The 12,737-nt window shown below is 56.7% G+C and carries 8 protein-coding genes; 6 read left to right on the forward strand and 2 right to left on the reverse strand.

Going from position 1 to position 12,737, the window contains the following annotated elements; translation table 11 throughout:
* Nucleotides 1-173 precede the first annotated feature (173 nt).
* From KGP21_RS15450 to KGP21_RS15460, 3 genes are all read left to right on the forward strand, one after another.
* Nucleotides 174-2,480 (forward strand): FdhF/YdeP family oxidoreductase, encoded by a 2,307-nt coding sequence (locus KGP21_RS15450; protein WP_223535601.1) that lies wholly within the window; start codon nt 174-176, stop codon nt 2,478-2,480.
* A gap of 159 nt (nt 2,481-2,639) precedes the next feature.
* Nucleotides 2,640-4,574: an exoribonuclease II gene (locus KGP21_RS15455; RefSeq protein WP_071683698.1), complete on the forward strand. Its 1,935-nt coding sequence runs from the start codon at nt 2,640-2,642 to the stop codon at nt 4,572-4,574.
* Nucleotides 4,575-4,815: 241 nt separating this feature from the next.
* Nucleotides 4,816-6,882 carry a carbon starvation CstA family protein gene (locus KGP21_RS15460; protein WP_021806557.1) on the forward strand — a complete coding sequence of 689 codons (2,067 nt, stop codon included), beginning with the start codon at nt 4,816-4,818 and terminating at the stop codon, nt 6,880-6,882.
* An 89-nt stretch (nt 6,883-6,971) separates the two neighbouring features.
* Here the strand turns inward: KGP21_RS15460 and fsa are convergent, their stop codons facing one another.
* The gene (fsa, locus tag KGP21_RS15465; protein ID WP_021806558.1) at nt 6,972-7,637 is read right to left on the reverse strand and encodes a fructose-6-phosphate aldolase; all 666 of its coding nucleotides are present in this window, start codon (nt 7,635-7,637) and stop codon (nt 6,972-6,974) included.
* Between the two features lie 147 nt (nt 7,638-7,784).
* On the opposite strand from fsa, the gene KGP21_RS15470 reads away from it, so the two are divergent.
* The 3 genes from KGP21_RS15470 to KGP21_RS15480 are packed head-to-tail and all read left to right on the forward strand — an operon-like array spanning nt 7,785 to nt 11,919.
* Complete coding sequence (locus KGP21_RS15470; RefSeq protein WP_059200933.1) at nt 7,785-8,687, forward strand: glycyl-radical enzyme activating protein; 903 nt, start codon at nt 7,785-7,787, stop codon at nt 8,685-8,687.
* 4 nt (nt 8,688-8,691) lie between these two features.
* A complete protein-coding gene (locus KGP21_RS15475) occupies nt 8,692-11,124 on the forward strand; it encodes a formate C-acetyltransferase/glycerol dehydratase family glycyl radical enzyme (protein WP_071683429.1) in 2,433 nt (810 codons plus the stop codon).
* A gap of 48 nt (nt 11,125-11,172) precedes the next feature.
* Nucleotides 11,173-11,919, forward strand: coding sequence for a DNA-binding transcriptional regulator YciT (locus tag KGP21_RS15480; RefSeq protein ID WP_209527075.1), 747 nt, complete (start codon nt 11,173-11,175; stop codon nt 11,917-11,919).
* Nucleotides 11,920-11,951: 32 nt separating this feature from the next.
* Here KGP21_RS15480 and araD read toward each other — a convergent pair whose 3' ends face one another.
* On the reverse strand, nt 11,952-12,647 hold the full coding sequence (gene araD, locus KGP21_RS15485) for an L-ribulose-5-phosphate 4-epimerase (protein WP_059200935.1): 696 nt from the start codon (nt 12,645-12,647) through the stop codon (nt 11,952-11,954).
* Nucleotides 12,648-12,737 lie beyond the last annotated feature (90 nt).

Consider the following 12,737-nt stretch of genomic DNA (forward strand, 5'->3'; position numbering starts at 1 on the left):
GTATATCATTTGCTATGGCCTTGCTGGCAGTTGCGATAAGTGTCGTCTATCCCATCATTGCTCTATTCGATTAGACGCCAAGCCCTCACGCCCCTAGACTTGCCACATAAATACTCAAAATGCTTAAAAAGGCATTCACCTTTTAGCTACATTAATCACCTGCGAAGAAAATCATGAAATTTAAACCGTCAATCAAGCCTTATCGCGGCGCGGCGGGCGGCTGGGGCTCATTGGAAGCCACCACCCGCTATGTGTTCGACAGCAAACAGGCGCTAAAAAATCTGCGCAACCTGATGCGCGTTAACAAAGCGCGCGGTTTTGACTGCCCCGGCTGTGCCTGGGGCGATGACAACCACAGCACCTTCAGCTTCTGCGAGAACGGGGCCAAGGCGGTCAGTTGGGAGGCGACCCGCAATGCGGTGGAACCGGCATTCTTTGCGGCCCACAGCGTCAGCACCCTGCGCGAGCAAAGCGACTACTTCCTGGAGTATCAAGGCCGGTTGACGCACCCAATGCGCTACGACGCCAAGACCGATCGCTATCAGCCCATCACCTGGCCGGATGCCTTCAAACTTATCGCCAGCCATATCCAGGCAATGGATAATCCCAACCAGATTGAGCTGTACACCTCAGGCCGCGCCAGCAATGAAGCCTCCTACCTTTATCAGCTGTTTGGCCGGATGCTGGGCACCAGCAACTTCCCAGACTGTTCCAATATGTGCCACGAAGCCAGTGGCGTAGGCCTCAAGCAGAGCATTGGCGTCGGCAAAGGCACCATCCGTATGGATGACTTCGAGCAAGCCGACGCGATTTTTGTCTTTGGCCAAAACCCCGGCACCAACCATCCCCGCATGCTGCACAGCCTGAAACACGCAGCCAGCCGGGGGGCACGCATCGTCAGTTTCAATACCCTGCGCGAACGCGGGCTGGAAAGGTTTGCCGACCCGCAAAACCCGATCCAGATGCTGACGCCCATATCCTCCCCCATCAGTTCGGCCTACTTCCAGCCCAACCTGGGTGGCGATATGGCGGCAGTGCGCGGCATGGTGAAAGCACTGTTGGAAACCCATCGCCAGCGGATTGCCGCCAATAAACCAGGGCTGTTCGACCAGCCGTTTATCGATCGGCATTGCGTGGGCATCGAAGATTATCTGGCTCAGGTGGATGCCACCTCATGGCAACAGATCACCACGCAATCCGGGTTGAGCGAAACCCAGCTACGTCATGCGGCGGCGATTTACCAAGGCGCAGAGCGTGTTATCTGCACCTGGGCGATGGGCGTGACGCAGCATAAGCACTCCGTACCGACGGTGCGCGAGATCACCAACCTGCAATTGCTGTTCGGCCAGTTGGGCAAGCCAGGTGCGGGCCTATGTCCGGTACGCGGCCACAGCAACGTGCAAGGCAACCGCACCATGGGCATCGATGAGAAAGCCCCCAAGGCGCTGTTGGATAGTTTGGAGCAGCATTTTGGCTTTAGCCCACGCCGCGAGATCGGTCACAATACGGTCGAGGCCATTGAAGCGATGCTGCGTGGTGAGGTCAAGGTGCTGATTGCGCTCGGGGGCAACCTGGCAGCAGCGGCACCGGATACCGAGCGTACCGCCCAAGCCCTACGCCGTTGTGATTTGACGGTGCATATCAGCACCAAGCTGAACCGCAGCCATCTGATCACAGGTAAAGATGCGCTGATCCTGCCGACGCTGGGGCGTACCGAGTTGGATATGCAGGCCAGCGGCCCGCAATACATCACGGTGGAAGATTCCTTCAGTATGGTGCACGCCTCCGAAGGCATCGGCAAACCGCTGGCAGACACCCAGCGTTCTGAAACCGCGATTGTTTGCGGCATTGCCGACGCGGTACTTGGCAACCAACAGCTGGACTGGCTGGAGCTGGCCGACGATTATTCACTGATCCGCCAGCATATTCAGGCCACCATTCCCGGCTTTGACGATTTTAACCAGCGCTGTGAGCAACCAGGAGGGTTCTATCTGGGCAACGCCGCTGCCGAATTGCGCTTTGCAACTCAGAGCGGCAAAGCTGAGTTCAGTGCCGCTCCACTACCCGATACGTTGTTCCCGCAAATCGGGGCAGAAAAAGCGCCGTTCGTGCTGCAAACCCTGCGTTCACACGATCAGTACAACACCACCATCTATGGACTGGACGATCGCTATCGCGGTGTTTACGGCCAGCGCGAAGTGCTGTTTATTCATCCCGAAGATTTAGCCGATCTTGGTCTGCAGGATGGGGAGTTGGTGGAAATCGAAACCTTGTGGAACGATGGCGTAACCAGAAAGGTCAGCGGCTTCAAGCTGGTTAGCTACGATATCCCACGCGGTAATCTGGCAGCCTACTATCCCGAAACCAACCCGCTGGTGCCGCTGGCCAGTTTTGGTGATGGCACCGGCACGCCGACCTCCAAATCGGTTCCCGTCGCCATCCGCCGCTGCGCTCAAGCACCTACGTTGCGTATCGTTTAGTTCGAACGGACGTGGCATGTCGCGTCCCTGGAGCAGTATTGCGTTAATAATCGCGAGCCTTCGTCGGAAAAGCGTGACGTTTGGCTTGCCCGCAAGGAGTGATTCGCGTAAAACTGTCAGCCGCAAATCTTGCCACTCACAACCCATTCACTGGACGATATGTTTCAAGATAACCCGCTGCTGGCGCAGCTTAAACAGCAACTTCACTCTCAAACCCCGCGTGTTGAAGGCGTAGTAAAAGGGACTGAGAAAGGTTTTGGCTTTTTAGAAGTCGACGGGCAGAAAAGTTACTTTATTCCGCCGCCGTACATGAAAAAAGTCATGCATGGGGATCGTATCGTCGCCACCCTGCATACCGAAAAAGAGCGCGAAATCGCTGAACCGGAAACCCTGGTTGAGCCTTTCCTGTCGCGCTTTGTTGGCCGGGTGCAGAAAAAAGACGATCGCCTGTCGATTATCCCCGATCATCCGTTGCTGAAAGACGCGATCCCATGCCGTCCGGCGCGTGAAGTCACCCATAACTTCCAAGCCGGTGACTGGGCCGTCGCAGAAATGCGCCGTCATCCACTGAACGGCGATCGCACTTTCAATGCCGATCTGACTCAGTTCATCACCGACGGTGAAGATCACTTCGCGCCGTGGTGGGTCACGCTGGCTCGTCATAATCTTGAAAAAGAAGCGCCAGACATGGTCGCGATCTCCGAACAAGAGACCGCTCTGATCCGTGAGGACCTGACCGCGCTGGACTTCGTCACCATCGATAGCGCCAGCACCGAAGATATGGACGATGCGCTGCACGTGCAAGACAACGGTGACGGCTCGCTGCTGTTGACCATCGCCATTGCCGATCCTACCGCCTACGTCGAGCAAGGCAGCAATCTGGATGAAATCGCCCGCAAGCGCGCGTTCACCAACTACCTGCCGGGCTTCAATATTCCGATGTTGCCGCGCGATCTGTCCGACAACCTGTGCTCGCTGCGCCCGAATGAGCGCCGCTCGGTGCTGGCTTGCCGCGTGACTATCGCCGCAGACGGTGCGCTGGGCAACGATATCCATTTCTTTGCCGCCGAAATCGAGTCCAAAGCCAAACTGGTTTATGACGAGGTTTCTGACTGGCTGGATGGCGTCGCAGGCTGGCAACCACCGAGCGAGAGCATCGCACAGCAGATCACCTTGCTTAAACAGGTTTGCGATGCACGCAGCGCCTGGCGCCATCAGCATGCGCTGGTATTCAAGGATCGCCCGGACTATCGCTTTGTCCTCGGCGAGAAAGGCGAAGTGCTGGACATCGTGACCGAACAGCGCCGCACCGCCAACCGTATTGTTGAAGAGTGCATGATCGCCGCCAACGTCTGTGCCGCCCTGGTGCTGCGCGATCGTCTGGGCTTTGGCATCTATAACGTGCATAACGGCTTTGATCCGGCCCTGGTTGAGCAAGCGGTCGCCGTATTGCAGGCCAACGGCGTTGAAGCCGATGCCGAGAAGCTGCTGACCCTGGAAGGATTCTGCGAACTGCGCCGTCACCTCGACTCGCAGCCAACCCAGTTCCTGGACAGCCGCATCCGCCGCTTCCAGACCTTTGCCGAGATCAGCACCACGCCTGGCCCGCACTTCGGTCTGGGGCTGGAGGCGTACGCCACCTGGACCTCTCCGATCCGTAAGTATGGCGATATGGTCAACCATCGTCTGCTGAAAGCCATTATCAGCGAGCAGGCAGCGGAAAAACCGCAGGACGACGTCACCGTGCAACTGGCCGAGCGTCGCCGTTTGAACCGCATGGCAGAGCGCGACGTTGGTGACTGGTTGTATGCCCGTTTCCTCAAGGATAAGGCCGGAACCGATGAACGTTTCAACGCCGAGATCATCGACGTAACCCGTGGTGGCCTGCGCGTACGCCTGTTGGACAACGGCGCGATGGCCTTTATCCCTGCCCCGTTTATCCACGCGGTTCGCGACGAGATGGTGTGTAGCCAAGAGACCGGCACCGTGCAGGTGAAGGGCGAAGTGGTTTATCGCCAGAGCGATAGTCTGCAGGTGAACATTGCCGAAGTGCGTATGGAAACCCGCAGCGTAATTGCCAGACCGGTGGCCTAACGTTATCCGTGTTCGATCAAGGCGATACTTCGGTATCGCCTTTTTTTATGCCTGCAACAACCTATTCTGTCCCCGTATGGCACGCTTCTTTCAGCAAACTCCAACTGAGTTCACATTTCTGATCCGACCAGCCACCGTCCGCGTTCAAACCTCCTACGTTTAATGAGTCGTTAACGTTTTGACGTACTCACAAACTAAAAAAATCACCTTTCTACCTCTGCACAACAAGGAGTTGCGGAACATGAAAAACGTCAAGTCAGCCATAATCTGGCTCGCGGTGGCGCTGGTCGGTGCCTTCGCTTTCGGCATGCTTGCCTTGAGCCGTGGGGAACACGTCAACGCTGTCTGGCTGGTGGTGGCTTCCGTCGCCTGCTACAGCATTGCCTACCGCTTTTATAGCCGGTTTATTGCCAAGAACGTCTTTGAACTCGATGACCGTCGGTTAACGCCGGCGGAACGCCATAACGATGGCCTGGACTATGTACCGACCAACAAATGGGTGCTGTTTGGTCACCACTTTGCTGCGATTGCGGGTGCTGGCCCGCTGGTTGGGCCGATCCTGGCAGCGCAGATGGGCTTCCTGCCTGGTACCATCTGGATATTGGTTGGGGTGATGTTGGCTGGGGCGGTGCAAGATTTCCTGATCCTGTTTATCTCCACCCGCCGCGACGGACGCTCGCTGGGGGAAATGGCCAAGCAGGAGTTAGGCGCCTTTGCCGGTGTGGTAACCATGCTGGGCGCACTTGGGGTGATGATCATCATCCTCTCGGCGCTGGCGTTGGTGGTCGTTAAGGCGCTGGCAGACAGCCCTTGGGGTCTGTTCACCATTGCTGCCACCATCCCGATTGCGCTGTTTATGGGCGTTTACATGCGCTTTATCCGCCCAGGCAAGATTGCCGAGGTTTCGCTGATCGGCTTTGTGCTGATGATGATGGCGATCATCTACGGTGGCAACATCGCCATGCATCCATACTGGGGGCCGTTCTTTACCCTGCACGGCACCACCCTGACCTGGGTGCTGGTGATTTATGGTTTTGTCGCTTCGGTGCTGCCGGTGTGGTTGTTGCTTGCTCCGCGTGACTATCTTTCTACCTTCCTGAAAATCGGTGTGATCGTGGGGCTGGCGGTGGGCATTGTGTTCGCGATGCCGGAAATGAGAATGCCGGCGGTGTCACGCTTTATCGATGGCAGCGGCCCGGTGTTTGCCGGTTCACTGTTCCCGTTCCTGTTTATTACCATTGCCTGTGGCGCAATCTCCGGGTTCCACGCCCTGGTCTCCAGTGGCACCACACCGAAGCTGGTTGAGCGTGAGAGCCATATCCGCTTTATTGGCTACGGCGGCATGCTGATGGAGTCCTTCGTGGCCATCATGGCGCTGATTTGCGCTTCGGTGATCGACCCAGGCGTCTACTTTGCCATGAACTCACCGGCGGCGCTGATCGGCACCACGGTGGAAAGTGCTTCACAGGCAATTAACAGCTGGGGCTTTATGGTCACCCCGGAAACGCTGACGCAGATTGCCCATGATGTGGGCGAGAAGTCAGTGCTGTCCAGAGCCGGTGGCGCGCCAACCTTTGCCGTTGGCATGGCTCATATCATCAGCGAGGTGTTTAACAGCCGGGCGATGATGGCCTTCTGGTATCACTTTGCCATCCTGTTTGAAGCCCTGTTTATCCTCACTGCGGTGGATGCGGGCACCCGCGCCTGTCGCTTTATGGTGCAGGATCTGGTTGGCGTGGCCATTCCGCGCTTGGCGAACAACCGCTCCTGGTTCGGCAACCTGGCCGGCACCACCGTGGCCGTGGCCGGTTGGGGCTTCTTTGTTTATCAGGGCGTCGTGGATCCGTTAGGTGGGATCAATACGCTGTGGCCGCTGTTCGGCATTGGTAACCAGATGCTGGCTTCAATGGCGCTGATCCTGGGCACCGTAGTGCTGTTCAAGATGAAGAAACAGCGTTACGCCTGGGTGACCATTTTGCCGACCATCTGGCTGTTTATCACCTCAATGACGGCGGGCTGGCAAAAGATTTTCCATGAAAAACCAAGCATCGGCTTCCTGGCGCAGGCGAAGAAATTCTCTGCCGGGATTGAATCGAACACGGTTATCGCCCCGGCCAAATCCATTGCGGATATGCAGACCATCGTGTTTGCCAATCAGATTAACGCCGCGTTGTGCGCCTTCTTTATGCTGGTTGCGGTGACGATGCTGGTTTCGGCCTTCTTCGTGGTGCGCCGCGCGTTGGGTTCCAAAACGCCTACGGTACGTGAAAGCACTATTGTACTGCGTGAGGAAACCGGGCGTGTCTAACTGAACGGCCAGGCTACGGGATGAGCCAGTTGAAACAGTCTCATCGAATGCCTACAAGGGCGGCCAGGTGCCGCCCTTGTCAATGCACTTTAGCTTATCAGCGTCGTGCCGAAAGCCCCCTGCCAATCCTGTTCAAACTTCTCTACCGCCGCCTGAACCGCCGGAGTGGAAATAAACTGTTCTGCCACATCCACCGGTAAAGTGATCGACTGGCAACCTGCCAACAGACACTCCAACGCCTGACGTGGCGTTTTGAAGCTGGCCGCCAACACCTTGGCGTGAGGAGCATGCAGCGACAACAGCTGTTGTAACTCGTGCACCATTTCAACGCCGTCGCCACCCTGTGCGTCCAGACGGTTAACGTAAGGTGCCACATACTCTGCCCCGGCCAACGCCGCCAGCAGCCCCTGACCAGCGCCGTAAACGGCGGTACCCAAGGTGGGGATCGACATGGATTTCAGCTTCTTGATTGCCGCCAGCCCTTCTGCGGTGGTGGGGATCTTGACTACCAGGCCCGGCACCCGTTGACTCAGCAGGACGGCTTCGGCAACCATACGTTCTGCGTCGTTAGCCATCACCTGGGCAAACAGCTTGCCGGTACCGCCTAACGCATCACGCAAGGCCGGCAGAACCTCCCAGATCGGCTTGCCTTCTTTGGCAACGATGCTGGGGTTGGTGGTCACGCCGTGCAGCGGCAAGACGCGCGCCAAACGTTTCACTGCGCTGACGTCGGCGGTATCGAGATACAGTTCCATAACCTTCTCCTGATTCTTTTGTGGGCAGATTCAAACTGTGAACATAATAAGCGAAAAAAGCCGCCATCATTTGATTAAAATCAAATCAACTTTCATTCGAAACCTATTTAATTTACGTAAGAAGATTTTAGACTTCACAGGTGACGAATGCTTTTCAATCTACAGCGCTACTCAACACATGACGGCCCAGGCATCCGCAGCGTGGTGTTCCTTAAGGGCTGCTCACTTGGCTGCCGCTGGTGCCAGAACCCGGAAAGCCGTTCGCGCCAGCAAGAACTGCTGTTTGATGAGCGCCTGTGTCTGGCGGCCTGTACCCTGTGCAGTGAGAGTTGCCCGCACGCTATCACCCGCGTTGACGACAACACCCTAACCCTGCAACGTTCGTTACTGACTGCCGCCGATTATGACGCATTAAACGGCTGTTGCCCAACTGGCGCGCTGAGCGTCTGCGGCACGGCGCTCGACCTTGATGCGGTGATGGCCGAAGTGATGCGCGATAAACCTTACTATCTGCGTACCGGCGGTGGCCTGACGCTATCCGGTGGCGAGCCGTTTATGCAGCCAGAGGTTGCGGCTGAACTGCTCAAACGCGGGCGCGAGGCCGGTATCCATACCGCCGTAGAATCTTGCCTGCATACGCCTTGGTCCTATATCGAGCCATCTCTGCCCTGGCTAGACCTGATGCTGGCCGATCTGAAACACGTCGATCAAGTTCGCTTCAAGCAATGGACCGAAGGCTCCGCCAAACGGGTGATGGATAACTTCCTCCGTTTGGCCGCCGCTGGCACTCAGATCACCGTGAGGGTGCCGTTAATCCCCGAATTTAACGCCGATCGCGACTCAATCCGCGCCATTACCGACTTTGCCGCCGATGAAATCGGCGTCAAAGAGATCCATTTTTTACCGTACCACACGCTGGGGATGAATAAATACCATCTGCTCGGCGCGCCTTATTACGCTTCCCGTACCCCACTTGACGACCCCGAACTGCTGGCCTATGCCGAAGATTACGCCAGCGCCAAAGGTCTGACCGCCATTTTGCGAGGATAACACCATGACAACGCTGGATCTGACTACCCTGACCGAACGCACGCTAGCGCACAAGAACGCGCTGATCCATATCGTCAAGCCACCGGTCTGTACCGAACGCGCACAGCACTATACCGAAACGTACCAGCAGCATCAGGATAAGCCGCTGCCGGTAAGGCGTGCCATGGCGTTGGCCAACCATCTGGCCAAACGGAGCATCTGGATCAAGAATGATGAGCTGATTATCGGTAACCAGGCTAGTCAGCTACGTGCCGCGCCTATCTTCCCGGAATACACCGTCAGTTGGATCGAAAGCGAAATTGACGAGTTGGCCGATCGCCCCGGCGCTGGCTTCTCCGTCAGCGAACAGGATAAAAAGGTATTGCACACCCTATGCCCATGGTGGCGTGGCCAGACCGTGCAGGATCGCTGCTACGGCATGTTCACCGATGAGCAAAAAGCCCTGCTGGCTACCGGTATCATCAAGGCGGAAGGCAACATGACGTCTGGCGATGCGCACCTGGCGGTCAACTTCCCGCTGTTACTGGAAAAAGGTCTGGATGGCCTGCGTGAGAAAGTGGCTGAGCGCCGTGAGCGCCTGCACCTGACGGACTGGGACGACCTGCATAAGGAACAGTTCCTCAAGGCCATCGACATCTCGCTGGACGCTCTCAGCGAGCACATCCTGCGCTTTGCCCAGTTGGCCCGTGAAATGGCCCAGGCAGAGCAACGCATCTGGCGGCGTGAAGAGCTGTTGACCATGGCAGCCAACTGCGAACTGATCGCCCATCAACCGCCACAGACCTTCTGGCAGGCGCTGCAACTGTGTTACTTCATTCAGCTGTTCCTGCAGATCGAATCCAACGGACACTCGGTATCCTTCGGCCGCCTAGACCAATATCTGTATCCTTGGTATCGCCGTGACGTGGAGTTGGAGCAAAGCCTGCCGCGCGAAAAAGCCATCGAGATGCTGCACAGCTGCTGGTTGAAACTGCTGGAAGTGAACAAGATCCGTTCCGGCTCGCACTCCAAAGCCTCCGCCGGTAGCCCGCTGTATCAGAACGTCACCATCGGCGGCCAGAAACTGGTCAATGGCCAGCCTTGTGACGCGGTCAACCCGCTCTCTTACACCATTCTGGAATCCTGTGGCCGTCTGCGTTCAACGCAGCCTAACCTCAGCGTGCGCTATCACGCCGGGATCAGTAATGATTTCCTTGACGCCTGCGTGCAGGTGATCCGCTGCGGCTTCGGCATGCCGGCGTTTAACAACGATGAGATCGTGATCCCCGAGTTTATCAAGCTGGGCGTCGAACCACAGGACGCCTATGATTACGCCGCGATCGGTTGCATCGAGACCGCCGTTGGCGGCAAATGGGGCTACCGCTGTACCGGGATGAGCTTTATCAACTTTGCCCGCGTGATGTTGGCAGCTCTGGAGCAAGGGCGCGACGCCACCTCCGGCAAGATTTTCCTGCCGCAGGAGCTGGGGCTGTCTCAGGGTAACTTTAGCCAGTTTGACCAAGTGCTGGATGCCTGGGATACGCAGATCCGCTATTACACCCGCAAATCGATTGAGATTGAGTGTGTAGTCGATACCGTGCTGGAAGAAAATGCCCACGACATTGTGTGCTCGGCTCTGGTGGATGATTGCATCGAGCGCGGCAAGAGTGTCAAACAAGGCGGTGCGAAATATGACTGGGTATCCGGTCTGCAGGTCGGGATCGCCAACCTGGGTAACAGCCTGGAAGCGGTACGCAAGCTGGTGTTCGATCAGGGGATTATTGGTCAGCAACAGCTGGCTCAGGCTCTTGCTAACGATTTTGCTGGCCTGGACGGCGAACAGCTGCGCCAACGCTTGATCAATGCGGCGCCAAAGTACGGCAACGACGTGGATGATGTCGATCAGCTGCTGGTACGTGCCTATCAGACCTATATCGACGAGCTGAAGCAGTATCACAACACCCGCTTTGGCCGTGGCCCGATCGGCGGTACCTACTATGCGGGCACCTCCTCCATTTCGGCCAACGTTCCGTTTGGTGCTGCCACCATGGCTACGCCAGACGGCCGTAAAGCGCATACGCCATTGGCGGAAGGGGCTAGCCCGGCTTCCGGCACCGACCATCTAGGCCCAACGGCAGTGTTCAACTCGCTGAGCAAACTGCCTACCGAATCGATTCTGGGTGGCGTGTTGCTGAACCAGAAGCTGAACCCGTCAACGCTGGAGAACCCGCGTGATCGCGAAAAACTGATGCTGATGCTGCGCACTTTCTTCGAGGCTTACCATGGCTGGCACGTGCAGTATAATATCGTGTCACGGGAAACGCTGTTGGCCGCAAAGCAACATCCTGACCAATATCGCGATTTAGTGGTACGCGTAGCTGGATATTCTGCCTTCTTTACCGCATTATCCCCAGATGCGCAGGATGACATTATCGCGCGTACCGAACATACTCTTTAATCAGTGAATCGTTGCGGTCACCCTTTGGTGGCCGCCTATCAGGCCGCTATGAATTCAAGACAACAAACCATTTTGCAGTTGGTGAATGACCGCAGGCGCATCAGCGTTGGCGAACTGGCGCGCGCCTCTGGCGTTTCTGAGGTGACGATCCGTCAGGATCTCAATCTGTTAGAAAAACGCAGCTATCTGAAACGCGTTCACGGTTCTGCCGTTGCGCTGGAAAGCGACGACGTTGATGCCCGCATGATGTCCAACTTCACGCTTAAGCAGAAGCTGGCACAATATGCTGCATCGCTGGTCAACGATGGCGAAACCATCTTTATCGAGAGCGGTAGTGCCAACGCCTTACTGGCCCGCTATCTGGCCGAGCGCAAGCGCGTCACGCTGATCACCGTCAGCCATTACATCGCCCATCTGCTGAAAGAGACCGACTGCGATGTGATCGTTCTCGGCGGCATGTTCCAGAAGAAGAGTGAAACCGTGGTCGGCCCGTTAACCCGCATGTGTATCCAGCAGGTGCACTTCAGCAAGGCGTTTATCGGGGTGGATGGCTATCACGCGGAGACCGGCTTCACCGGCCGCGATATGATGCGTGCCGACGTGGTCAATGCGGTATTAGCCAAAGGCGTAGAGAACATAGTGCTGACCGACTCGTCAAAATTCGGCCAGATCCAACCTAATCCATTGGAACCCATGAGCCAGATTGGGCGGGTGATCACCGACTCGCGTATCGCCAACGACTACCAGCAGTTGCTTAAACGCCAGGGTATCAAGTTGGATCTGGTTAACCAATAACGGCTGCGGGGCCGTTCGGCCCCGTGGTGAGATTACTGCCCATAATAGGCATGTGCTCCGTGCTTGCGCAGATAGTGCTTGTCCAACAGGCTCTGCTGCATATTGCCCAGCCCCGGTGCTAACTGACGCGAGAAGATCCCCATATAGGCCAACTCTTCCAACACCACGGCATTATGCACCGCGCCGTCAGCATCTTTGCCCCAGGCAAATGGACCGTGGGAATGTACCAGTACTGCCGGTATCTGAGCGGCATCCAACCCACGCTCTTTGAAGGTTTCGACGATCACCTGCCCGGTCTCCCACTCATAACGGCCGTTGATCTCTTCGTCGCGCATTAGCCTAGTACAGGGAATATCACCATAGAAGTAGTCCGCATGTGTCGTTCCCCACGCGGGGATGGCTAATCCGGCCTGTGCCCAAATGGTGGCATGGCGCGAGTGGGTATGAACGATCCCACCCGCTGCAGCAAAGTTCAGGTACAGCACCCGGTGGGTATCCGTATCGGAAGAAGGCTTTTTACTCCCCTCCACCACCTTGCCGCTCTCCAGTTCCACCACCACCATATCCTCACGGGTCATGGCATCATACTCAACGCCGGAAGGTTTGATCACCATCAGCCCCTGCTGGCGGTCTACGGCGCTGACATTGCCCCAGGTAAAGGTCACCAGATGATGGCGCGGAAGTTGAAGGTTGGCTTCCAGCACCTGTTGTTTTAGTTCGTTGAGCATGATCTTGTCCTTGTGGCTTGGTCTGCGACTATTGTCAGCAGGCATGCCACTGGGCGGTATGGGATAGATCGCTAAAGACCACGTAGATTT

The organism is Serratia sp. JSRIV004 (genome assembly GCF_019968705.1).
GTDB classification, from domain to species: Bacteria; Pseudomonadota; Gammaproteobacteria; order Enterobacterales; family Enterobacteriaceae; genus Chania; species Chania fonticola_B.